Origin of the sequence: Mesorhizobium sp. B3-1-8, from assembly GCF_006439495.1 — a bacterium.
Lineage (GTDB): Bacteria > Pseudomonadota > Alphaproteobacteria > Rhizobiales > Rhizobiaceae > Mesorhizobium.
This window is the reverse complement of record NZ_VFTK01000016.1, coordinates 1-23,807: the sequence shown is the minus strand read 5'-3', so window position 1 is coordinate 23,807 and position 23,807 is coordinate 1. Positions and strand designations below refer to the sequence as shown.

Here is a 23,807-nt window from a genome sequence, read left to right as displayed (position 1 = left end):
GATGATGCAGGAAGTGCTCCGGCTGCAGAATCTGCAAAAATCCTTCGGCAGCGTGCGCGCGCTGAAGAATGCCTCGCTGACGCTCAAGGAAGGCGAAGTGGTGGCGCTGCTTGGCGACAACGGCGCCGGCAAATCGACGCTGATCAAGGCGATCTCGGGCGTTTTCCCGATCGATCGCGGCGACATCTATGTGCGCGGCGAAAAGGTCTCGATCCGCTCGACGCGCGAGGCGATGGACCTCGGCATCGAGACCATCCACCAGGACACATCGCTTGCGCCGGACCTCAGCATCGCGCGCAACCTGTTCCTTGGCCGCGAGCCGGTCAATCTCAAATGGCTGGGCGTCTTCGCGCCGCTCGACCTCGCCAAGCTGCGCAATGCTGCCTCAGCGCTGCTGAAGCGCGTCGGCATCTCGAAGAAGCTCGACGCCGACGCGTTGGTCTCGACGCTTTCCGGCGGCGAGCGGCAGTCGATCGCGATCTCGCGCGCCATGCAGTTCGCCGCCAAGGTGATCATCCTCGACGAGCCGACCAACAATCTCGGCGTCGAGGAAACGCATGGCGTGCTGCGCTTCGTCAAAGAGATGCGCGAGGCCGGGCATTCGGTGCTCTTGATCACCCACAACATCCACCATGTGTTCGAGGTCGCCGACCGCATCATCGTCATGCGCCGCGGCGAGATCGTCGCCGAACAGACGGTCGCCGACACCGATCTTTTGACGGTGGAAAGCCTGATAACCGGCGCCGACCTGTCGGCCCTGATGAAAAGGGCGCAGTGACGGCATGGTGAAGCTCTACGGACAAACGCTTTCGCGCCGGCAGGTCGCCGAACGCTCCGGCATGCTGTCGCAATTCGCCGGGGTGCGGCTGATGACGCTTGGCGACGGCGTCGAGCGCGGCATCCGCATGCTCGAGTTCCGCACCGGCTCGGGCCTGCGCTTCACGGCGTTGGTCGACCGCGCGCTCGACATCGCCGATTGCGAGTACAAGGGCCAAGCGATCGGCTGGCATTCGCCGAGCGGGTTTCGCAACCCAGGCCTGCACGATTATGAAGGCGAGGACGGCTTTGCCTGGGGACGGTCCTTCTCCGGCCTGCTGGTCACCTGCGGCCTCGACCACATTCTCGGCCGCAACGAGGTGCCGGCCGAAAACTACAATTATCCTGGACGCAAGACCGTGACGCATTCGCTGCATGGGCGCATCGGCACCATTCCGGCGCGGCTCACGGGCTATGGCGAGGCCTGGAACGGCGACCGCTGCGTTTTGTGGGCCGAAGGCATCGTCCAGCAGGCGAGCGTGTTCGGTGAGGATCTGCACCTCATCCGCCGCATCGAGGCCGATGTCGGCGGCAACGAGATCCGGCTCTCGGACCGCGTCGTCAATCACGGCTTCCACCGCACGCCGCATATGTATTTCTACCACGTCAATGTCGGGCATCCGCTGCTCGACGCAGGCTCGCGCTACCTGGCGCCGATCCGCGACGTGGTCTGGGCCGCGCATGCCGGCGAGCGCTACGAAGCGCAGGAGGTCGGCTACCGCACCATGCCTGAGCCACAGCTCGGCTTCAGCGAGCAGGTCTGGCAGCATGAGCTAGGCGACGACGCCACGGGCGAGGTGCCGGTGGCTGTCGTCAATGACCGCCTCGGCCTCGGCTTCGAGGTCGTCACCCGCAAGGACCAGTTGCCTTGTTGTTATGAATGGCAGAATTTCCAGGCCGGACAGTATGCGCTTGGCATCGAGCCGTCGACGCACCATGTGCTCGGCAATCTTGCCGCGCGCGAGCGTGGCGAGATGATCTGGCTGGAGCACGACGAGACCCGCGCCTATGACGCGGTGTTCCGCGTCCTCGACGGCAAGAAGGCGATTGCTGATGCTGAACGCAGGATCGCTGCCATCGCCCGCCAGCCCGAGCAGGATTATCCTCAGCCCTCCGGCAAGTTTCCAAGACTGGCGGGCAGGACATGAGCGCGACAAATATCCATAGCAAGCCCTCCGGCCGGCGGACCGGATTTGATTGGAGGCCGATTTGACCATGGCGAAAAAGCGCGACTACAGCCTTGTCGGCGAAAGCACGCGTACGGCGATCGAGACCGGACTTGCCTCGGCCGAGTGGTATCACACCGACGTGGCGCGCAAGACCATGAAGGAATTGATGCAGCGCTCCGACGGGCCGGCGATCCGCGACACCATCATCTGGATCGCCGCGATCCTGGGCTCGGCCGCCGGCATCGTCCGGTTCTGGGGCACCTGGTGGGTCGTGCCGTTCCTGTTCGTCTATGGCGTGCTCTATGGCTCTTCGAGCGACTCGCGCTGGCACGAATGCGGCCACGGCACTGCCTTCCGCACGCGCTGGATGAACGACGTCGTCTATCACATCGCCTCGTTCATGCTGATGCGCAATCCGGTGCAGTGGCGCTGGAGCCATGCGCGCCATCACACCGACACCATCATCGTCGGCCGTGACGCCGAGATCGCGGTGATGCGGCCGCCGGATCTCATCAAGGCGGCGCTCGCTTTCACCGGCATCCTCGATTTCCGCTATTCGCTGCCGACGCTGGTGCGCCAGGCCTTCGGCACATTGTCGGACGACGAGAAGAGCTACGTCCCGGAGATAGAGCAGCACAAGGCGGTGACCGCGGCGCGCTGGCATATGGCGGTCTATGTTGCGACGATCGCTGCCGCGATCGCGCTTAAGTCGTGGATACCGCTGGTGCTGATCGGCCTGCCGCGCCTCTACGGCACCTGGCACATGGTGACGACCGGTCTATTGCAGCATATCGGGTTGGCCGACAACGTCACCGACCATCGGCTCAACACGCGCACCGTCTATATGAACCCGATCAGCCGGTTCATCTACTGGAACATGAACTACCATGTGGAGCACCACATGTTTCCGATGGTGCCCTATCACGCGCTGCCGAAACTGCATGAACTGATCAAGCACGATCTGCCGGTGCCGAACCCGTCGATGTGGCACGCCTATCGCGAGGTCTGGCCGGTGCTGCTCAGGCAGCTGAAATACGAGGACTATTATCTCAAGCGCGAATTGCCGCCGACGGCCAAGCCCTATCGTGGCGAATTTCATGATCTCGACATAACGGCCGCGGCCGCCGAGTAGGCGTGGCGCAGCAATCCAGAGAAAGACGATGGCGGAGTGGGTCGATGGCGGAGTGGGTCGAAGCATGCGCGGTGGGTGATGTGGACGAGGAGGATGTGATCCGCTTCGACGATGGCGGCCGTACCTTCGCGATCTACCGCTCGCCGGATAATGATTTCTTCGCGACCGACGGGTTCTGCACCCATGAAAAGGCCCATCTGGCAGACGGGCTGGTGATGGACGACATCATCGAATGCCCCAAGCACAATGGCCGCTTCAACTACAAGACCGGCCAGGCCAAGGGCGCGCCGGTCTGCGTCGACCTCAAGACCTATCGGGTCAAGGTCGAGGCCGGTAAGGTGATGATCGATATCGGCTGAAAGCCGTCAGACAAAAACAGGATGTACCGATGAGCCGAAAGAGACCGACCGTTGCCGATCTGCGCGCCATGAAGGGCAAGCGGCAGCTTACCATGCTACGCGTGCTGACGCTGGAGGAAGCCGAGGCCGCCGAACGGGCAGGGGTAGACATCGTCTCGGTGCCGCCGGAACTGGTGGTCAATCCGCAATATCGCGATGCCGCGCCCAGCCTCTTCACCATGCCGGGCGACAATTTTTTCGAGATCGGCACCACCGACGATTTCGTGCGCTGGTCGTTCCGGCTCTACAAAGCCGGCGCCGACGCCGTCTATTGCAGCGCCGGCTACGCCACGATCAAGCGCATGGCTGACGATGCGATTCCGGTCATTGGTCATGTCGGGCTGATCCCGTCGCGCGCCACCTGGACCGGCGGCTTCAAGGCGGTCGGCAAGACCGCCGATACGGCCATGCAGGTGTTCGAGGCGGTGAAGCAGCTGGAGGCCGCCGGCGCCATCGGCGCCGAGATCGAAGTGGTGCCGGTGGAGGTGGCGAAAGCGATCTCCGAGCGCACTTCGCTGATCATGCTGTCGATGGGCGCGGGTACGGGCTGCGATGCGCAATATCTGTTCGCCGAGGATATTCTCGGCACCAATCGCGGTCACATGCCGCGCCACTCGAAAGTCTACCGCAACTTCGCCGCCGAATACGATCGGCTGCAGGCGGAACGTATCGCGGCGTTTTCGGAATATGTCGCCGACGTCGACAGCGGCGCCTATCCGGAAGACAGGCATATCGTGCACATGGACCCGGACGAGCTCACCCTCTTCATGAAGAAGGTGGACGCAAAGTCCTGATCCGCCGCGAGCTTCAGCCCGCAGCTGGTAAACCTCGCCAGATTCCGCTGGCGAGGACGGCATAGAGCGCCTCGGAATCAATGCCGAGCGGCCTGTCTTCCTTGAGCGTGGCCACATGCGAACGTATGGCCGCGTGGATTGCGCCCGTGGCCGGCGCGAGCGTTATGCCCTCGCGCAAATCGACGGCCTGCGCCGCCGCCATCAGCTCGAAGGCAATCAACCGCCGCCACAGCACGGTCATCTCGGCGCATTTGGCGACAGCGAGCGGCGTCTGCGTCGCGTGATCCTCGACGCCTTCGGACACCGGCAGGAAATCGAGCATCACCGGATTGGCCTTATGACGGATCGCGGCCAGGATAGCCGTCACCGTTTTCTGCAGCGGGACGAAGCCCGCCGAGGCGCCGCCGATCGGCGAGAGGTATTTCGGCAGGCCGTGGCGGGTTGAGCCGGTGAGCTGGATGAAGCGCGCGGCTGACGCCGCCGCGCATTGCGCGATCGCCAGGCCAAGCGTCTCGAAGGCGAGCGCCAGCGACGCGGTGTGGAAGTTGCCGGTCGACATGACCAGCGCATCCTCGGCAAGCACCAGCGGATTGTCGGCGGCGGCGTTGAGCTCGATCTCGACCGCCAGCCGCGCATGGTCGATCGCCTGGATCAGCGCGCCATGGATCGAGGGCATGCAGCGGATCGACAGCGGATCCTGGATCGTGGTCGGCGCCGGCGCTTCATCGCGCGCCAGCAGGTCGCGCAGCGCCTTCGCCGCAAGCTGCTGGCAGGCGCCAGGACGTGCCTGGTGCTGGCGCGGATCGAGGATGGTGCGGTTGGCGCCAATACCTTCCATCGTCAGCGCGCCGGCCTGCTGTTGCTGTTCGAGCGCCGACAGCGCATCGGTCAGCGCCAGCGCCCCGGTGCCGGCGGAAACCGCCGAAGCGTTGATCAGGGAGAGGCCGTCCTTCGGCGAGAACGTGACGGGCGCAAGCCGCGCCATCATCAGCGCCTTGGCGGCAGGCATGCGGCGGCCCTGGTATTCCGCTTCGCCTTCGCCGATCAGCACCCTGGCGATCGCCGTCATCAGCAGGAGGTCGCCGGCGCCGATCGAGCCAAGCGATGGCATCACCGGATGCACGCCGGCATTGAGCGCCTCGACCAGCGCCGTGAACACGCGCGGCGACAGACCCGAACCGCCGGAAGCGAGCATCGCAAGGCGGGCGAACATCGCCGCCCGCACCGCCGGCACGGGCAGGGCCTCGCCGACGGCGGCGCTGCGGCCTTCGATCAACTGGCGCTGGAAGGCGCTCGCGTCGCCTTCGACCGCGGTGACGAGATTGGCGCCGAGACCTCTGTTCAACCCGTAGATCTGCTGGCCGCCGGCCGCGGCGGCATCGAGGACCTGGCGTGCCTTGGCGAGCTTTTCGAGGACGGCAGGCGTGACCTCGACCTTGCAGGCATTGCGCGCGGCGGCAACCACATCCTCGATGCTGACGCCGGCGCCGGTGAGAACGAGCGGGCTCATGCGAAGCGCAGCCGCTGGCCGATGCCGTTTTCGCCGGCCTTGGCGAGCATGGCCTTGCCGAGCGCAATGTCGGAGAGCGAGAGGCCGCGATGCCAGAACAGGATCGTCTCGCCATCGCTTTGCCGGCCCGGCTTCAGGCCGGCCGCGATCTGGCCCAGTTCGGCGTGGAGCGTCGCCTCGCTCAGCCGTCCCGTCTCGACATGGGCGCGCAGCGAGCCGAACTTGCCGCCCTTGCACTGCCCCCAGTCGTCGACGACGATCTTTTGCATGGTGTCGGTGAGCGACAGTTCGACGGCGCTCATCGTGCCGTAGGGCACGACCAGCGCGCCCCGCTTGATCCATTCGGTCTTGAGCAGCGGCTGCGGCTCCGGCAGCCGCGAGGCCTCGACCACGATATCCGCGCCTTCGACGCAGCTTTTCCAGTCTGCCACGGCCAGGACCGGCTTGCCGAGGTCGGCGGCCAGCTTCGCGGCGAAGGCGTCGCGGCTTTCCGGCCGGCGCGAATGGACGCGGATCTCGTCGAAGTCGAAGAGATGGTCGAGCAGGCGCACATTCCAATAGGCGGTGCCGCGCGCGCCGATATGGCCGAGCACCTTGGACGACTTCTTCGCCAGGTGCCTGGCGCCGATGGCGGTGACGGCGCCGGTGCGCATGTCGGTGATGACGGTGGCGTCGAGGATGGCGCGTGGCGCGCCGGTGCGCGGATCGAAAAGGTTGAGGATGCCGAATTCCGACGGCAGGCCGTGCTTGTAGTTGTCGACATAGTCGCCGACGATCTTCACGCCGGCGGCGTCGAGCGGCGCCACATAGCCGCGCAGCACGTTGAAGTGGCCGTGGAAGGACGGGTCGGGCTCGAGATGGACGCGCGGCTCGATCACAGTCCGGCCGTTGCCCTGCGCGACGAGCCCGGCTTCCACGGCGCCGATGATCTCGGCGTCGGTCATGGCAAGCGCTTCGATGTCGAGAGCATTGAGGTAGTCGATATAGATGGGCTTCATGCGTTTTCCTCGGCCACCCCGGGCTCATCCATAACAGGCGAAACGGCGACACGGAAGTTTGTTGGATAAGCTCTGGACTGGACCATGCTTATGCTGTTCAACCAGCGCGTCATGACCAGCATCCCCGACAACGAAGACGTGTCCCGGCCGATGGATTCCGCAAGGCAGTCGCGGCGCGTCGCGCTGATCGTGGCGGTCGCCTTCTTCATGCAACTGCTGGATTCGACGATTATCTCGACCTCGCTGCCGCAGATGGGGCAGTCCTTCGGCGTGCCGGCGGTGGCGATGAGCATCGGTATCACTGCCTATATGCTGACCATGGCGGTGTTCGTGCCGCTGTCGGCGTGGCTTGCCGACCGGTTCGGCGCGCGCAACATCTTCCTCGTGGCGATCGCGCTGTTCACGCTGGCCTCGATCGCCTGTGGCTTTTCGCGGAGCCTGACGGAGTTCGTCGCGGCCCGCATCGTGCAGGGCCTTGGCAGCGCGCTGATGACGCCGGTGGGTCGTATCCTGGTGCTGCGCAACGCCGAAAAGTCGGAGTTGCTCAACGCCACGGCGCTGATCACCTGGCCCGCCCTGTTCGCGCCGGTGGTCGGTCCGGTGCTCGGCGGCTTCATCACCACCTATCTCTCCTGGCATTGGAACTTCTTCATCAACGCGCCGCTGGGGTTGGCCGGACTTGCGCTGGTCGCCCGGTTCGTGCCGGGCGATCGCGTATCCGAGGCGAAGCCATTCGATTGGCCGGGCTTTTTCCTCACCTCGCTCGGCCTTGCGGTGATGCTTTACGGGCTTGAGCGCCTGGCGCATCCCGAGGACGGCTTGCTGCCGACGATAGGCTCCATCGGCATTGGCATAGTGATCGGCTGGTTCGCCGTTCGCCACCTCTTGCAGGCCCGGCATCCGCTGCTCGACCTTTCGGCCTTCAAGATACTGACCTTCGCGATCTCGACGCTTGCCGCGGGTACGGTCTTCCGTGTCGCGATCAACGCCACGCCTTTCCTGCTGCCGCTGCTGTTCCAGATCGGCTTCGGGTTGCGTCCAGTCGATGCCGGCCTGTTGGTGCTGGCCTATTTCCTCGGCAATCTCGGCATGAAGACCGTGACCACACCGACGCTGAGGCGCTTCGGCTTCCGCACCGTGATGGTGGTGAACGGAGCGATCGCATCGCTGGCGATCATGGCTTGCGGCGCGATCTCGCCGCAGACGCCGCTGGCGCTGACCGTCGCGCTGATGCTGGTTGCTGGTCTCACGCGCTCGATGCAATTCACCGCTTTGAACACGCTTGCCTTCGCCGATATCGGCGCGCCGCAGCGAAGTTCAGCCGCGACGCTCTCCAGCATGCTGCAGCAGATAGCGATGCTGTTCGGCGTGGCGATCGCGGCGGCGATCCTCAATCTGTCGCAGATCGTCAGGGGCGAAGCCGTGCCCGACCTAGCCGACTTCAGAATCACCTTTGTCGCGATTGGCCTGCTCGGTCTCGCCGCGGCGATGCGCTTCCTGGTCCTGCCGGCCAATGCCGGGGCTGAGGTTTCTGGCCATTCGACGAACAATTGAGGTCGCGCCGGTCGCATTTTTCGGACTTAAATTGCGTCGGCTCCGCCGCCGTCGAACGGGCTCTTCCGCCGACCGGGCGATCGGGGCAACGGATAGCCAAAAGCGCAGGAGTTTCCGGCTATTGCGCCAGTTTCGGCAATCGATGCGTCCACTTGGAAAATAGTTGCAGAGGCACGGGTCTTGAACGCGGATTCATTTGACGAGCCACTGTTGAGCCGATTAGCTTTCGGGCGGGATGGGAGCCGACACGGCCTTGCCATCGGGGCGAAAGACATAGGCGATGAATGCGATCGGCTGGCCGAACTGGAGGCGCCTTAATCAAGAAGGCATCGTCTTTGCCATCGCCATCCTGCTGTTCGCCGCCGCTGCGCTGGGCCTGCCGGGATTCCTGACAGCCGACAATCTGGTGGCCATCGTTCGCTCGGTCTCTGTGCTTGGCATTCTGGCACTCGGCATGGCGGTCGTCATCATCGGCCGCGGCATCGACCTGTCGGCGGTGGCGATCATGGCGATGTCGGTCGCCTGGTACCTGCAATTGCTCAACACCGGCACCTCGGAGGGGCTCGCCTTCGTCTATGTGCTAGCGGGCGTGCTCGCCATCGGCCTGCTCAACGGCTTTCTCGTCGCCTATGCCGACGTCCCGGCTATATTCGTCACTTTGGCCACCGGCTCCTTCGTGTTCGGCTATGTGCGCTCGCAACTGATCACCCAGGATGCCGTGCCGGTGCCCGGGGGGCACTGGGTCGAGCTGCTCGGCGGCATCCGCTTCCTCGATATTCCGGTCGAGGTGTTCGTCTTCGCCGGGCTGGCCTTCCTGGTCTTCCTGTTCCTGCGCTACACCAAATGGGGCCGCTTCATCTATTTCGCCGGCGACAATCCGGTCGCCGCCCGCAACATCGGCGTCCCGGTGCGGCCCATGCTGGTGCTGCGCTATGTGCTGTCGGCTTTCGTGGCCCTGATCGCCGGCCTGCTGACGGCGGCCAGCCTGCATTCGATCAACACCCGCATCGTCAATTCGACGCTGCTCTACGACATCGTGCTGGTTGCGGTGATCGGCGGCATCGGCCTTTCGGGCGGCAGGGGCGGGGTGCGCAACGTGCTGGTGGGAGCGGCGCTGATCGGCATCCTGCTCAACGCCATGACCATCATCGACATTCCGCTGCTCTACCAGAACCTGATCAAGGCGGCGATCCTGTTAGGGGCCATCATCGTCGACGGCATCATCAATCCGCGCGACGAACAGACGGCGCAACAAGGCGACATTTAGAGCAGATGGGCTAGCCCATCTTGCTCTCGGGGTACCCGGAGCGATCGCGACGATCGGCCGGCAATGAAAACCGAACCAGAGGATGTGACATGAAACTACTCAGAACATTGATGGCCGCCGCCACGGCGCTCGCCGTTACCGCCTTCGTGGCGCCGAGCTTCGCCGCCGACGATCCGGGTCCGGCCGCCTATGCCAAGTCGCTCAACGGCAAACGTGTCATGCTGGTGCCGCTGGCGATGGGCTTCGACCTGGCGCAGGGCTGGGCGCACTATCTGAAGAAGGAAGTCGAGGCCTGGGGCGGCACCTTCGAGACCCGTGACCCGAACTGGGTCGTGGATGCCGGCGCGCAGGCGATCACCGACGCTATCGCTTCGGACACGCGGCCTGACGTGCTCATCATCCATGCGCCCGACCTCAACTCCTATTCGAAGCTGATGAAGAAGGCGCAGGCCGCCGGCACCTATGTGCTGCTGGTCGACAATCCGGCCAACTTCCCGGCCGACGCCTTCGTCGGCAGCGACTGGGACAAGCTCGGCCAGCTCGAGGCCGAAGCGGCGATCAAGGGCTGCGGCGAGAATTCCTCCAAGAAAATCGGGCTGGTGCAGGGCGACCAGGCAAACTCCTCCAGCCTCTACCAGTATGCCGGCATCATGAAGGTGCTCGAGAAGCATCCCGACTTCCAGGTGGTGGCAAAGCCCGACTCGAACTGGGACGCGACCACCTCACGCAACGTGACGACGACGATGCTGCAGCAGCACCCGGACATCTGCTCGATCATCGACTTCTGGGATGGCGACGCCACCGGCGCCTCGGCCGCGATCCGCGACGCCAAGCTCGACGGCAAGGTGTTCCTGGTCACCACCGGCGGCGGCGAGAAGGCGGCCGATTGCGACAAGCTCGTGGACGGCACCTATGGCGCCGTGGTGATGACCGATCTTGCCCGCCAGTCGGGCGACATGAACGCCATCATAAAATTCCTGCTGCAGAGCGGGCAGCCGGCGGGCACCTCGCACACCTATATCTACACGCTGGAGAAAGCGACGACCAAGGCGGACCTCAAGCCCGACAGCTGCTGGGACCTGAAGGCGCTGCAGGCCGAAGCGGCGGCGAAATAAGCAGCGCAGCCAGAACGCATCCACGGGGTGGCCGGATCGTTCCGGCCACCTCTTTCCCATTGATGACAGCAGCAGCCGATGAATTTTCGTGAACGCCTCCAGGCCTGGCGCTACAATCTCGTGCCCGACCATCTGGTCGGCGAGATCCTGACCAAACGCTGGACCGACAACGCCATACCTTTCCTGGCGCTGGTGGCGACGCTCAGCGTGTTCGGCTCGGTCATTCCGGGCTTCTTCAAGCTCACCTCGCTGCAGGAATCGACCCGCCAGCTGGGCGAGTTCTCGCTTGTGGTGATCGGCATGACCGTGGTGATGCTGGGCGGCGGCATCGATCTTTCGGTCGGCTCGATCTTCGCGCTGTCCTGCTTCTCGGCCGTCTACGTCTTCTTCATTCTCGAACAGTCGATCTGGCTCGCATTGGCCGCGGCACTTTGCACGGGGCTCGTCTTCGGCGCCATCAATGGCTACCTGGTCGGCTATCTCAGGCTGCGCGCCTTCCTCACCACGCTGGTCACCTTCATTTTCGGGCGGGCGCTGTTCGACATCCTCGTCACCACATATGCCGCCGACGTGCAGCTTTCCCAGGCGAGCTCCGATGTGCTCGACTTCATCGGCGACGGCACGTTCTGGGGTCTGTCGGTCTCGGTCTGGCTGGCAATCGTCCTGGCCATCGTCACGCATATCGCGCTGACGCGATCGCGCCCCGGCTGGCATGTGCTGGCGGTCGGCGGCTCCCGGCGCTCGGCGCATAATGCCGGCATCCGGGTGCGCCGCACCGTGTTCATGACCTATGTTTTCTCCGGCTTCTGCGCCTCGATCGGCGGCTTCCTCATCGCCTGCCGGTTGAGCGGGGCGGGGCCGGGCACCGGCCTCAATCTCGAGATCATGGCGCTGACGGCAGCGGTGGTCGGCGGCGTCAGCCTGGGCGGCGGACGCGGCTCTGTGGTCAAGGGCCTGATGGGCGCCATCATCGTGCTTACCATGACCAACGGTCTGATCCGGCTGGGTTACGGCACCGGCACCAACCAGATGGTGCTCGGCATCCTGCTCGCGGTCGCCGTCACCATCGACATCCGCTGGCTGAAGAACCGCCACAAGGTGCTGAACGAGGTCTATGTCGCGCCAGTCTACCTCAAGATGGGTGAGACGCAATCAGCCGCGCCTGGTTCCGGCACGTCCTACGAACTCGACAACCGGCTCTCTGCCGCGGACCATATCGGGCTCGGCGAACTGGAAGGGCCGGAGGACGTGATCCTCGACCGCGACGACCATCTCTATTGCGGCACGCGCCATGGCGAGATCGTCCGCTTCTTCGCGCCTGACTATGTGAAGTCGGAAGTGTTTGCCCATATCGGCGGCTTCCCGCTGGGCCTGGCCTTCGACAAGGAAGGCAATCTGATCAGCTGCGTCGGCGCCATGGGGCTCTATTCGGTCTCGCCGGAGCGGGATGTGAAGCGCCTGTCGGCCGAGACGACGCGCTCCTGGACCTCGATCGTCGACGATGCGCGGCTGCGCGATCCCAACGATTGCGATATCGCGCCGGACGGCCGTATCTATTTCACCGATTCCACCAAGCGCTATGACGCCCACGATTGGGCCTTGGACTCGATCGAGAACCGCGCCACGGGCCGCCTTCTGGTCTACGACCCGAAGGACGGTTCGACCAAGACGCTGCTCGACGGCTATCGCTACACCAACGGCGTGTGCATGGCGCATGACGGCAAGTCTCTGTTCTTCGCCGAAAGCTGGGCCTGCCGCGTGCACCGCTACTGGCTGGAAGGGCCGAAGGCCGGTACCGCCGAATGCGTCATCCGCGACATGCCGGGCTACGCCGACAACATCAACCGGGCCTCCGACGGCAATTACTGGATGGCCTGGCTCGGCATGCGCACCCCGAGCTTCGACCTGTCGCTGCGCCACCCTGATATGCGCAAGCGCATGACGCGGCGCCTGCCGCAGGACGAGTGGCTGTTCCCCAACATCAACACCGGCGGGGTGGTGAAGTTCAACGAGAAGGGCGGCATCGTCGAGACGCTCGGCGATCTTTCCGGCAACGCGCATCCGATGGTGACCTCGATGCGCGAGCACAAGGGTTATCTGTTCGTCGGCGGCATCCTCAACAATCGCATCGGGCGCTACAAGATCGCCGGCGCGGATCCGAACTGGACGAGCCCCGCTTCCTATTGGGGAGGCAAGCCATGATCCTCGATCCGATCCTGGATGTCTTCCGCGGCAAGGCGGTCACCATACCGCCGCTCGACGGCGCCTTCCGCCCGAACACGCGGCTGGACGACGCGCCGGCCTTCGCCGGGCTGATCGAACCGGACAATCTGGTGATTGCCGACGAGCGGCTACTCGCATCCAGCGGCAACGCCGTCCATTCGCTTGCCGGCGGAGCCGAGGCCGAGATTGTCGAGACCTTTCCGTCCCCCATCACCGCACTGGCGCAGTCGCCGTCAGGCGACCTGACGGTGGCGCTCGAAAGTGGCAAACTGCTGATTGGCGGCAAGGATGTTTCACTGCCGGCTGGCGTGCGCTGCATCACCGCGCTTGCCTATGCCAAGGATGGCACGCTCTGGTTGGCCAACGGCTCGGCCGAGCATGCGCCGTCGCAATGGGCCGCCGACCTGATGAAGAAGGGCGTGTCCGGCTCGCTCTGGAAGCGAGACCCAGCCGGCGGTGACTTCCGCAAAATGGCTGGTGATCTCGCTTTTCCCTATGGGCTCCATCCCGTCGGCAGCGATGTGCTGGTGAGCGAGAGCTGGCGTCATCAGCTCATCCGCTTCGATGGCGCGACCGGAAACCGTTCGACCGTATTGACGCATCTGCCCGGCTATCCCGCTCGCCTGTCGCCATCTGGCGACGGCGGAGCGTGGCTGACCCTGTTTGCGCCGCGCAACCGGCTGATCGAATTCGTGCTGCAGGAAACGCATTATCGCCAGGACATGATCGACCAGGTGCCGCCGGCCTACTGGATCGCGCCGGCGCTGGCCTCCAACCGCAGTTTTCTCGAGCCGCTGCAATGCGGCAGCATCCGCACCATGGGCATCCACAAGCCGTGGTCGCCCAGCCGCTCCTACGGGCTCGTCGTGAAGCTCGACCGGACCCTGCAGCCGCAATTCAGCCTGCACAGCCGCGCCAATGGCACGCGCCACGGCATATGCAGCGTTGCGGAACAGGACGGCCGCCTGTTCATCGCCTCGAAAGGCGGCGATTGCGTGCTTGCCGTCGCCCTCGCTTCGGGAGGTTTCTGATGGAACCGATCGTCCGTCTCGAAGACGTCACCAAAACTTATCGCGGCGTGCCGGCAGTGAAGAATGTCAGCTTCGATCTGAGGAAAGGCGAGATCCACGCGCTGCTCGGCGAGAACGGCGCCGGCAAGTCGACGCTGACCAAGATCATCGCCGGCGTCGTCGATGCCACCTCCGGCAAGATGTTCCACAAGGGCGTCGAGACGGCTTACGCCTCGCCGCATGCCGCGCTGGAAGCCGGCATTGCCATGGTGTTCCAGGAGACCAGCCTGGTGCCGTCGATGACGGTGGCGCAGAACCTTTATCTCGGCACCGAGAAATTCCTCAACCGGCTGCGCGGCACCTACATCTCGGCGCAGCAATTCCTGCAGTCGCTGAATTTTCAGGTCGATCCGAACGCGATGGTGGCGACGCTTGGCGCGGCCAAGCGGCAGATGGTCGAGATCGCGCGCGCCGTCCACCACAATGCCGAGATCATCATCTTCGACGAGCCGACGGCGACGCTGACGCCTGAGGAGAAGCGCCATTTCTTCGCGCTGATCCGCCGGCTGAAGGCGCGCGGCGTGTCGATCGTCTTCATCAGCCACGCGCTGGAAGAGGCGCTGATGATCGCCGACCGCATCACCATCCTGCGGGACGGCGAACTGGTGATCACCGACGAGACATCGGCCTTCGACCGCGACAGGATCGTCGCCGCCATGGTCGGGCGCTCGCTGTCGGGGCAGATCTACCGCCAGCGCGACGACACGAAATTGCGCAAGGCGGGCAAGAAAGTGCTCTCGGTGCAGGACATCTCGATGAGCAACATCGTGCGCAACAATTCCTTCTCGATCTTCGAGGGCCAGATCACCGGCGTGTTCGGGCTGATCGGCTCCGGCCGCACCGAGACCTTCAAGATCGTGTCGGGCATCTACAAGCGCGATTTTCGGCGCGGTGGCGCGATCGAGCTCGACGACAAGCCGGTGCGCTATCTCGTACCGAGCGAGGCGGTGGCCGACGGCATCGTCTACGTCACCGAGGACCGCAAGAGCGAAGGCATCTTCGAGACGATGGGCATCGCCGAGAACCTGTTCGGCGGGCTGCTCGCAGCGGGCCGCGAAAAGGCCTGGGTGATCAACCAGCAGGAGATGCGGCAGCTTTCCGCCGAATGGACCAAGACGCTCAACATCAAGGCGATCAACGACAATGCCCGCGTGGTCGAGCTTTCCGGCGGCAACCAGCAGAAGGTGGTGATCGGCAAGGGGCTTGTGCAGCAGCCGCGCATCGTCATCTTCGACGAGCCGACCCGCGGCGTCGATGTCGGCGCCATCGCCGAGATCCACCAGATCATCAATCGGCTGGCCGACGAAGGGCTCGCCGTCGTCGTCATCTCGTCCTACCTGCCGGAGATCATGAACCTTTCCGACCGCATCTTGGTCTGCCGCCAGGGCCGCATCGTCGAGGAGTTCTCGCCGGCGGAGGCGACGGAGGAGAAGATTATGTATGCGGCGGTGCACTAGGGTAGCAGGGGAATGGCCGACGATCGCACACCACGGGAGATTAGCCGAGGCGTCCGTCATTTCGTCATCCACGGGCGGAGCAAGGAGCGAAGCGACGCAGCGCAGACCCGAGGATCCATTCCGTGACTTTTAGGCGTCGCTACGGTCCAGAACTCTGCTCCGCTGCACCCTTCGTGCGAGGTCATGGCATGGATCCTCGGGTCTGCGCGCGTCGCTTCGCTCCTTGCTCCGCCCTAGAATGACGACGCTGAGGTGCTTCGGCCAATCTCCGCAGTCGCGTGCTTTCCCGCGCTAAAAACTAGCCGGACAAACTGCTTAGCCGTCTATGCGCAACTCTTGATTTAACGACCTCGACGGCGATTCAAACGAAAGGACCACACCATGGCCACCACAAAGCTGCTCAGCGATGCCGAGGTCGACAAAATCCCGGCGGTGAAGGCCGTGTTCGATGATATCCGCGCGACGCGGAAATCCGACTTCGTCAACAATTTCTGGCGTGGGCTGGCCAACGATCCGGCGGCGCTGAAGCGAGTGTGGGAGCAGTTGAAGGCGGTGATGGTCGCCGACAGCGCCATCGATCCGCTGACCAAGGAAATGATCTACATCGCGGTCTCAGTCGCCAATGGCTGTTCCTACTGCATCCACTCGCACACGGCCGCCGCGCGGGCCAAGGGCATGACCGACGCGCAACATGGCGAGCTGGTGTCGATCATCGGCCTGGCAGGGCAGACGAACCATCTGGTGACATCCCTGCAGATTCCAGTCGACCCGCAGTTCGAGGTGAAGTGAGTCGGGGGAGCGTCACGGCGTTCCCGTGTCGCTGCCAGCAAAAAAAATATCGTCCGGCGGCGGCCGTTCGCGCATTTCACAGGCTTGTGTGCTTGAATCAAACTTTGCCCCGGCGCTGTTAAGGAAGTGACATGTAACGGCACTAAGGAAGCCGCACGCGCAGTCGTTCGCCCTTGGTTTCCGGCACGGCTTTCGCGGCGGAGCCGTCATGAAAATCGTTCAGATCACCGATACCCATTTCAGCCCGACCAAGCCGCATTTCAACGGCAATTGGGAGCCGCTGGCCGACTGGATCGAGCAAAGCGGCGCCGATCTCGTCATCCACACCGGCGATCTGACCGTCGACGGAGCCGACAAGGATGACGACATCAGCTTCTGCATGGGGCTGATGCGGGAGGTATCGAGACCCATGCTGCTGGTGCCCGGCAACCACGACGTCGGCCATCTGCCGGATTCGCTGCAGCCGGTCGATGCGGAACGGCTGGAGCGCTGGCGCCGCCTGGCCGGTCCTGACTACTGGTCCGAGGATGCGGGAAACTGGCGGCTCATTGGGCTAAACAGCCAGGTGATGGGCTTCAACGATGCCGCGGAGGAAGCCCAGTTAGAATGGCTGCGGAAAACGCTGGAAAGCCGTGGCGGCCGCCGCGTCGCGATGTTTGCCCACAAGCCGCTTTTTGTCGACGATCCGGACGAAGGCGATACCGGCTATTGGAGCATCCGGCCGACCCAGCGCAGGCGTCTCTACGATCTGATCGCCGCCCACGACGTGGCCCTGCATGCGAGCGGCCACCTGCACTGGGCGTGGAAGGGCAAATACGCCGGCACCTCCCTGGTATGGGGGCCGTCCGCCGCCTTCATCGTCGACACCATGGAACGCAAGATGCCGGGCGAACAACTGATCGGCGCCGTCATGCATCATTTTGATGACGCGGTCGCGAGCGAGATCGTCGCCGTTCCCGGCATGACCCTTCATGTTCTCGATGACGTGGTCGAGGAAGTCTATCCGCACGAGGCCCACAAGGTCCGCAGGAAGGCTGGGTGATGGGCGTGCTGTCGCTGCGTGGCCTGAGCAAGGCCTTTGCCGGCAACGCCGTACTGAATGGCGTCAGCCTCGATGCGGAACCCGGCGAATTCATCGCCCTGGTCGGCCCGTCGGGGTGCGGGAAAAGCACCTTGCTGCGTATTCTCGCGGGACTCGACCATGCCGATGCCGGTGAGATAATGGTCGGTGGCAAGGACATGTCGAACATTGCCGCGGCCAACCGGAACATCGCCATGGTGTTCCAGTCCTACGCGCTCTACCCGCATCTGACGGCTGGCCAGAACATCGCCGTCCCGCTTGCCATGAAGCGGCTGAGCCTCACGCAGCGCCTGCCGCTGATCGGCGCTTGGCTACCGGGCCAGGGGGAGATACGCGCCGGCATCGCGCGCGATGTGCGCGAGATGGCCGCCTTGCTGAAGATCGACCATTTGCTCGACCGCAAGCCCGGACAGATGTCTGGCGGGCAGAGGCAGCGCGTGGCGCTGGCGCGCGCGATGGTGCGCCATCCCAGCATCTTCCTCATGGACGAACCGCTTTCCAACCTGGATGCCAATCTGCGCGTCCATGCGCGTGGCGAGATCGTGGAATTGCACCGGCGCGCCGGTGTGCCAACGCTCTATGTGACGCATGACCAGGCCGAGGCGCTGTCGATGGCCGATCGCGTCGCCGTCATGATCGGCGGCCATCTGCTTCAGCTCGCCACGCCTGAGACGATCTACAACGACCCCACCCATATCGAGGTCGCGCGGTTCGTCGGCCAGCCGAGGATCAACATCCTGCAGGCGATCGCCGAAAACGGTCGTGTCGACTTCGAAGGCATGCGGCTGGCTTTGCTGGAGAAGGTGGCGAACGGCCCGATCAGCCTCGGCATTCGCCCGGAATTCGTCAAACTGTCCCCCAGCGGGCGGAGCGGCGTTGCCGGGCGGATTGAGCGGCTGGAATTCCTTGGCTCGGAAGTCATTGCCCATTGCCGGCTCGACATCTCCGGCGACAGCGTCATCGCCAAGCTGGCGCCGCAGGAGGCGAAGGACCTGATCGGCGGAATGCCGGTGGGCATCCTTCTGGCTCCTGAGCAGGCGATGGTCTTCGGGACTGAGGGACGCCGGCTGCGCATCGCGGAAGTGGCGGGCGCGCGGCAGGAGCCGGCCTATGTCTAGCGTCGCGCTGGCGGGCAATGTCCTGAGCGCCGCGGTACTGCGTGCGCGCAGCGAGGACCGGACCGCCTGGCTGCTGGCGCTGCCGGCGATCGTGCTGCTCTTCCTGTTCGTGCTGTTGCCGGTGGTTGCCGTCGTCTTTCTGGGCTTCACCGATTTCGAGCTCGGCTACGGCAAATTCCGTATCGTGGGCTTCGAGAACTACGCGCATCTGTTCAGCGACCGCACCTTCCGAAAATCGCTGTGGAACACCACTCTCTACACGGCGATGGTCGCCCCGGTCTCGATCGCGCTCGGCTTGGGTGTCGCGCTTCTGATCGAAGGCGAATTGCGCGCGCGGGCTTTCTTCCGCACCGTCTACTTCCTGCCCGTGGCCTCGCTGATCGTCGCGATGGCAACCGTCTGGCAGTATATCTTCCATCCGACTATCGGGCCGCTCAACGCGCTGCTTTCGCTTGTCGGCATTCCCGGCCCAAACTGGCTCGGCGCCTCGAACACCGTCCTCTACAGCCTGTCGATCATCGGCGTCTGGCAGTCGGTCGGCTTCAACATGGTGCTGTTCCTGGCCGGCCTGACGGCGATCCCGCGCGAGCTCTATGCAGCGGCTGAAGTCGACGGCGCGAAATCGGCGCTCGACCGGTTCTTCCTGGTCACCTGGCCGATGCTCGGGCCAACGACGCTGTTCGTCGTCACCATCAGCATCACCAATGCGGTTAAGGTTTTCGAGACCGTGAAGATGCTGACTGACGGAGGCCCGAACAAGGCGTCCGAAGTGCTCCTCTTCACCATCTACCAGGAGGGCTTCGTCTATATGCGCGTCGGCTATGCGTCGGCGATGACGGTGGTTTTCCTGGCGATCCTCGTCGTTTTGATGTTCCTGCAGTATCGCGTCCTCGACCGGCGGGTGCACTACACATGACCAGCATCCCGGTCGGCCGCATCGTCCGCTTCACGCTGCTTTCGCTCGGAGCGCTGATGATTCTGGCGCCCTACATCTTCATGATCTCGACCGCCGGCAAGACGCAGAGCGACATCTTCACCGCGGCGCTTTCGCTGATTCCGCAGCATCCCTTCTTCGCTGAGAATTTCGCCAAGGCGCTGGAGAGGGTGCCAATGGCAACGCTGCTGTGGAACGGCATCGTCGTGTGCGGACTGATCTTCTTCTTCCAGGTCGCGGTCGCGATCCCTTGCGCCTACGCGATGGCCAAGCTGAAATTTCGCGCGGCGCGCATGATGATGGTGCTGGTCATGCTCGGCCTTCTGGTTCCCATCCATGCGACCGCTCTGCCGCTCTATGTCGCGTTCGACCGCATGTCGCTGCTCAACAGCTACACCGCGCTGGTCGCTCCGTTCACGATCTCGGTGTTCGCGATCTTCATGTTCCTGCAATTCTTCCGCGCGATGCCCGACGACCTCATCCACGCGGCGCGGCTCGACGGCATGTCGGAGCTCGGCATCGTCGCACGCGTCATCGTGCCCAACGCCTGGCCGGCCGTCACCGCCTTCGCGATCTTTTCCGTCGTCGCGCACTGGAACGATCTCTACTGGCCGCTGATCGTCATCAGCAAGCAGGCCTACGCCACGCCGCCGCTCGGCCTGATGTATTTCCGCGCCGCGGAAGCGGGCGACGACTACGGTGCCCTGATGGCCGCGACGCTGATCATCACCCTTCCTCTCGTCGTCGCCTTCCTGCTCGCGCAGAAGCGCTTCGTCGAAGGCATCACCATGACCGGTCTCAAAGGCTGACCGGCCAACAAGGAGCACGAGCAATGAAGCATTTCTCCAGGATTATTGCCATGGCGGCGGTGTCGCTGGCATCGGCCCTTCCGGCCTATGCCGACACGACACTGACGGTCCACTATCCGATGCCCGGTTTCTTCAAGAACGTGATGGACACGATCTCGAAGAAGTTCATGGAAGAGAATCCCGACATCAAGATCCAGTTCGCCAGCCCGTCCGCGACCTATGAGGAAGGCATCCAGACCATTCTTCGTCAGGCCGGCACCGACGAGATGCCCGACATCACCTTCATCGGCCTCAATCGCCTGCGCATGCTCAACGAGCGCGACGTCGCCGTCGACCTCGGGCCGCTGGTGAAGAAGGACGGCAACATGGCCGAGCAAGGCTTCTCCGACACCATACTGAAGCTCGCGCAGGTGAACGGCAAGCAGATCGGGCTGGCCTTCGCCACCTCCAATCCGATCATGTATTACAACGCCGACCTGGTTAAGGCGGCCGGTGGCGATCCGGACAATCCGCCCAAGACCTGGGACGAGGTGATCGCGCTTGGCGGCAAGATCAAGGCGCTCGGCAACGGTGTCGACGGCATCGACTTCCGCTGGCAGGGCGATGATTGGATGTTCTCGGCGCTGCTGTTTGGCGCCGGGGGCAAGATGCTGAACGGCGACGAGAGCAAGGTCGCTTTCAACAGTCCAGAAGGCGAGAAGGCTGTCGAGCTTATCGAGCGGATGGTGAAGGAAGGCGGCATGCCGGTCTTCACCAAGCCGGCGGGCGAGCAGGCTTTCGCGGCCGGCAAGGTCGGCTTCGAATTCCAGACCACAGGCGCGCTGGTCAACACGATCAAGAATGTCGGCGACAAGTTCACGCTGCGCACGGCCAAGATCCCGCTGATCGATCCGGTCAACGGCCGTTTGCCGACCGGCGGCAATGCGGTTGTCATCCTGACCAAGGACACCGCGAAGCAGGAAGCCGCCTGGAAGTTCGCCAAGTTCGCCGCCGGCCCGTACGGCGCGTCGGTGGTGGTGCCCGGCACCGGCTATGTCCCCAACAACGAACTCGCCGCGAAATCACCTGATTATCTCGGCGATTTCTACAAGAAGAACCCGCTGTTCCAGGCCGGCCTCAGCCAGATGCCTGTGATGGTTCCGTGGTACGCCTTCCCCGGCACCAACGGAGTCAAGGTGACGCAGACCATCGTCGACAATCTGTCCCGCATCGTCGACCAGTCGGCGACGCCGAAGGAAGCGCTTGCCGACGCCGCGAGCGACGTCGAAGGCATGTTGCCGACGCAATAACTGCTTGCTCCGCAAGCCGTCGCGCCTACCCGGCGCGGCGGCTTGTGGAGCGCTATACCGGCCGGTAAACCTTCTCCGCCGTGTTCCAGAAGATGTCCGCCTCGGCCTTGGCGCCGTACCCGGCAACCGCAGCGCGGTGCGCCTTGATCAGCTCGGCATGGCTGGTCCACAGCTTTTCGATCGGGAAGTTCGAGCCGAACATCAGATGGTCAGCCCCAAGGATTTCGATCGCGTTTTCGACGATGTAAGCGATCAGATCCGGATCGTTGCGGTGCACGAAGGTGCCGAGGCCGGAAAGCTTGGCGTAGAAATTGGGCGCGGCCGATAGCGTGCGCAAGCCGGCCTTCCAGGCTTCTGTCGTTTCGGGCGCCATATCGGTCAGCATGCCGGCATGGGTGAGGATGAAATCGGTTTCGGGGTTCTCGCCGACAAGCGTCAGACCATCTTTCATCTGGGCGGGGAAAAGCTGCAGGTCGAAGGAGAGGCCGTAGTCCTTCAGCCGCGCCACGTTGGCGCGCACCTTGGGATCGATCACCTGATCGGCCGAGGCCGCGAAGCGGAAGGCCGGCGTCTCGTGCCAGTGGAGCTGCATGCGAACGCCGCGAAGCAGCTTGTATTTCATCAGCCGGTCGATCTGCGGTCGGACATCGTCCACGGTCATGTCGGCGTAGCCGACGATGGCATGCGGCCAGCCGGTTTCGTCGGCGGTCTTCTGCAGGAAGGCGACCTCTTTTTCGAAATCCTCCTTGGCCCAGTTGGTCTGGACATAGACGGCTTTCTCGACGCCCGAGCCTTTCTGGTCTTCGAGGAACTCCGTGATCGGATAGTCGCGGCGGATCGGCTCGTAGGGGCCGAAGATGCGCGGCACCATGGGGCCGACCAGCCAGGGCTGGTCCTTTTGGCGCCAGATGTGGAAATGGGCGTCGATGGCTTTCTGCATCACGATACACTTTTCCAGATGGCTGAAGCCGCAGGCGCAGGACGGGCGAGCGACAGGATGAAATCGGTCTGGCTTCCCACCGACGAGCCGTCGACCAGATCGTCGAGCATCGGCAGGATGGCGCGGAGTGCCGCCGTCGCCGGGCGAAAGCGCGGATCGCCGGCGAGCGGCGTCGCCAGCGACAGCCGGAAAGCGCGGGCGCTGAAGCGGCGCATCGCGGTTTCGAGGTCGGAATGGTCGCCGCGTTCCAGGCCATCGGACAGGATGACGACGCAGGCGCCGCGCGCGAAGGCGGAAAAGCGCGGCACCGACAGGAAGGCAAGCAATGTCGGCCCCATGCGGGTGCCGCCGTCCCAATCGTCGACGAGCGCCGCGGCGCGGGCAAGCGCTTGCTCGCGGTCACGAATGCGCAGCGCCGAGGTGATGCGGGTGAGGCGCGTGCCGAAGGTGAAGACTTCGGCGCGGTCCACGCCTTGCACGGCCGCGTGGGCCAGCTTGAGGTAGTCGGCGGTGTGCTGCTTCATCGAGCCTGACACATCGATGAGCAGGAGCAGTTTTCGCGATACGGTCTGGCGACGGCGCAGCTGCGGCGCGGGGATGTCGCCGTCGGCGCTGACGATTTCGCTGAGCGAGCGGCGGAGATCGAGCGTGCCGCGCGAGCGGGTGCGCGCGGTGCGAAAGGAACGGCGCACGGGCAGGGCACCAGCAAGCTTGCGGCGGAATGAGCCAAGGTCATCGGGATGGCGCTGGAAGTCGCGTGCGCTCAACTGCTCGAGCGCTGAGGACAGTTCGCCGCCCTTTTCCTGGCGAGTGACCTGATTTTCTTCCTCCCGCGCGCCGCGATCGTCCTTGACGCGGGTTTCGTCGTCCTCCTCGCCTTCGATCAAAGGCTTGGCGTCGCCATAGAAGTAGCCGCGAAAGTGCGCGTCGAATTCGCCGCGGCGGTCGGGCGAGGGCGCCAGCGTGGCAAGGGCTGCTTCGCGGATGTCGTTCATCGAGCGCGGTCCGAGCAGGGTGACTGCCTGCATGAAGCTAGTTACCTGTTCGGGTGCGATGGCGAAGGCGTGACGGCGCAGCAGGCGGGCGAAGCCCAGAAAAGGCGTAGCGGCACGAGGCAAGCTTTCCCCACGCATCATTCCTTCGCGCCCCCCTCTGTCCTGCCGGACATCTCCCCCACGAGGGGGGAGATTAGCAGCGTTGGCGCGCCGCTCAATTCTGCCAGGCTGAAGATTGGCGAAAGCCGGCGCGACATCCGATCTCCCCCCTTGTGGGGGAGATGTCCGGCAGGACAGAGGGGGGCGCTGTCCCGCCAGCGCTGAGAGATAGGCGCGCAATGCCGATTGC

At 64.1% G+C, this 23,807-nt stretch carries 21 protein-coding genes; 17 read left to right on the top strand and 4 right to left on the bottom strand.

From position 1 onward, the window contains the following. Nucleotide 1: 1 nt before the first annotated feature. The 5 genes from FJ424_RS16320 to FJ424_RS16300 all read left to right on the top strand — a co-directional run bounded on the left by FJ424_RS16320 (nucleotide 2) and on the right by FJ424_RS16300 (nucleotide 4,309). Nucleotides 2-778 carry an ATP-binding cassette domain-containing protein gene (locus FJ424_RS16320; RefSeq protein WP_140640041.1) on the top strand — a complete coding sequence of 259 codons (777 nt, stop codon included), beginning with the start codon at nucleotides 2-4 and terminating at the stop codon, nucleotides 776-778. Nucleotides 779-782: 4 nt separating this feature from the next. Further along, nucleotides 783-1,964 carry an aldose 1-epimerase family protein gene (locus FJ424_RS16315; protein ID WP_140656831.1) on the top strand — a complete coding sequence of 394 codons (1,182 nt, stop codon included), beginning with the start codon at nucleotides 783-785 and terminating at the stop codon, nucleotides 1,962-1,964. A 67-nt stretch (nucleotides 1,965-2,031) separates the two neighbouring features. Beyond that, nucleotides 2,032-3,117 carry a fatty acid desaturase family protein gene (locus FJ424_RS16310; RefSeq protein ID WP_140656870.1) on the top strand — a complete coding sequence of 362 codons (1,086 nt, stop codon included), beginning with the start codon at nucleotides 2,032-2,034 and terminating at the stop codon, nucleotides 3,115-3,117. 44 nt (nucleotides 3,118-3,161) lie between these two features. After that, nucleotides 3,162-3,476: a MocE family 2Fe-2S type ferredoxin gene (locus tag FJ424_RS16305; protein WP_140656834.1), complete on the top strand. Its 315-nt coding sequence runs from the start codon at nucleotides 3,162-3,164 to the stop codon at nucleotides 3,474-3,476. 29 nt (nucleotides 3,477-3,505) lie between these two features. After that, nucleotides 3,506-4,309, top strand: coding sequence for a 3-methyl-2-oxobutanoate hydroxymethyltransferase (locus tag FJ424_RS16300; RefSeq protein WP_140656835.1), 804 nt, complete (start codon nucleotides 3,506-3,508; stop codon nucleotides 4,307-4,309). A gap of 13 nt (nucleotides 4,310-4,322) precedes the next feature. Here FJ424_RS16300 and hutH read toward each other — a convergent pair whose 3' ends face one another. Both hutH and FJ424_RS16290 read right to left on the bottom strand, forming a co-directional pair. After that, nucleotides 4,323-5,819 carry a histidine ammonia-lyase gene (gene hutH / locus FJ424_RS16295; protein ID WP_140656837.1) on the bottom strand — a complete coding sequence of 499 codons (1,497 nt, stop codon included), beginning with the start codon at nucleotides 5,817-5,819 and terminating at the stop codon, nucleotides 4,323-4,325. Next, complete coding sequence (locus tag FJ424_RS16290) at nucleotides 5,816-6,817, bottom strand: ornithine cyclodeaminase family protein (RefSeq protein WP_140656839.1); 1,002 nt, start codon at nucleotides 6,815-6,817, stop codon at nucleotides 5,816-5,818. The genes hutH and FJ424_RS16290 overlap by 4 nt, the downstream gene beginning before the upstream one ends. 111 nt (nucleotides 6,818-6,928) lie before the next feature. On the opposite strand from FJ424_RS16290, the gene FJ424_RS16285 reads away from it, so the two are divergent. The 12 genes from FJ424_RS16285 to FJ424_RS16230 all read left to right on the top strand — a co-directional run bounded on the left by FJ424_RS16285 (nucleotide 6,929) and on the right by FJ424_RS16230 (nucleotide 21,523). Continuing rightward, nucleotides 6,929-8,371 (top strand): MFS transporter, encoded by a 1,443-nt coding sequence (locus tag FJ424_RS16285; RefSeq protein ID WP_140656872.1) that lies wholly within the window; start codon nucleotides 6,929-6,931, stop codon nucleotides 8,369-8,371. A gap of 280 nt (nucleotides 8,372-8,651) precedes the next feature. After that, a complete protein-coding gene (locus FJ424_RS16280) occupies nucleotides 8,652-9,638 on the top strand; it encodes an ABC transporter permease (protein ID WP_140656841.1) in 987 nt (328 codons plus the stop codon). Nucleotides 9,639-9,727: 89 nt separating this feature from the next. After that, nucleotides 9,728-10,753 carry a sugar ABC transporter substrate-binding protein gene (locus tag FJ424_RS16275; RefSeq protein WP_140656843.1) on the top strand — a complete coding sequence of 342 codons (1,026 nt, stop codon included), beginning with the start codon at nucleotides 9,728-9,730 and terminating at the stop codon, nucleotides 10,751-10,753. 78 nt (nucleotides 10,754-10,831) lie between these two features. Beyond that, complete coding sequence (locus FJ424_RS16270; RefSeq protein WP_140656845.1) at nucleotides 10,832-12,955, top strand: SMP-30/gluconolactonase/LRE family protein; 2,124 nt, start codon at nucleotides 10,832-10,834, stop codon at nucleotides 12,953-12,955. Further along, nucleotides 12,952-14,007: a hypothetical protein gene (locus FJ424_RS16265; protein WP_140640024.1), complete on the top strand. Its 1,056-nt coding sequence runs from the start codon at nucleotides 12,952-12,954 to the stop codon at nucleotides 14,005-14,007. Before FJ424_RS16270 ends, FJ424_RS16265 begins: the two co-directional genes overlap by 4 nt. After that, complete coding sequence (locus FJ424_RS16260; RefSeq protein WP_140640022.1) at nucleotides 14,007-15,503, top strand: sugar ABC transporter ATP-binding protein; 1,497 nt, start codon at nucleotides 14,007-14,009, stop codon at nucleotides 15,501-15,503. Before FJ424_RS16265 ends, FJ424_RS16260 begins: the two co-directional genes overlap by 1 nt. Before the next feature lie 381 nt (nucleotides 15,504-15,884). Further along, complete coding sequence (locus tag FJ424_RS16255) at nucleotides 15,885-16,292, top strand: carboxymuconolactone decarboxylase family protein (RefSeq protein ID WP_140656847.1); 408 nt, start codon at nucleotides 15,885-15,887, stop codon at nucleotides 16,290-16,292. Nucleotides 16,293-16,500: 208 nt separating this feature from the next. Next, a complete protein-coding gene (locus FJ424_RS16250) occupies nucleotides 16,501-17,334 on the top strand; it encodes a metallophosphoesterase (protein WP_140656849.1) in 834 nt (277 codons plus the stop codon). After that, nucleotides 17,334-18,491: an ABC transporter ATP-binding protein gene (locus FJ424_RS16245; RefSeq protein WP_140656851.1), complete on the top strand. Its 1,158-nt coding sequence runs from the start codon at nucleotides 17,334-17,336 to the stop codon at nucleotides 18,489-18,491. Before FJ424_RS16250 ends, FJ424_RS16245 begins: the two co-directional genes overlap by 1 nt. Beyond that, complete coding sequence (locus FJ424_RS16240; RefSeq protein WP_140656854.1) at nucleotides 18,484-19,407, top strand: sugar ABC transporter permease; 924 nt, start codon at nucleotides 18,484-18,486, stop codon at nucleotides 19,405-19,407. The genes FJ424_RS16245 and FJ424_RS16240 overlap by 8 nt, the downstream gene beginning before the upstream one ends. Continuing rightward, nucleotides 19,404-20,234 carry a carbohydrate ABC transporter permease gene (locus FJ424_RS16235; protein ID WP_140656856.1) on the top strand — a complete coding sequence of 277 codons (831 nt, stop codon included), beginning with the start codon at nucleotides 19,404-19,406 and terminating at the stop codon, nucleotides 20,232-20,234. The genes FJ424_RS16240 and FJ424_RS16235 overlap by 4 nt, the downstream gene beginning before the upstream one ends. 23 nt (nucleotides 20,235-20,257) lie before the next feature. Continuing rightward, nucleotides 20,258-21,523, top strand: a complete 1,266-nt coding sequence (locus FJ424_RS16230; protein WP_140656858.1) for an ABC transporter substrate-binding protein — start codon at nucleotides 20,258-20,260, stop codon at nucleotides 21,521-21,523. 52 nt (nucleotides 21,524-21,575) lie between these two features. Here the strand turns inward: FJ424_RS16230 and FJ424_RS16225 are convergent, their stop codons facing one another. Both FJ424_RS16225 and FJ424_RS16220 read right to left on the bottom strand, forming a co-directional pair. Next, nucleotides 21,576-22,463: an amidohydrolase gene (locus tag FJ424_RS16225; RefSeq protein ID WP_181182111.1), complete on the bottom strand. Its 888-nt coding sequence runs from the start codon at nucleotides 22,461-22,463 to the stop codon at nucleotides 21,576-21,578. Continuing rightward, entirely contained in the window at nucleotides 22,463-23,599 is a 1,137-nt protein-coding gene (locus FJ424_RS16220) for a VWA domain-containing protein (RefSeq protein WP_140656862.1), read from the bottom strand. Before FJ424_RS16220 ends, FJ424_RS16225 begins: the two co-directional genes overlap by 1 nt. Between the last annotated feature and the right edge of the window lie 208 nt (nucleotides 23,600-23,807).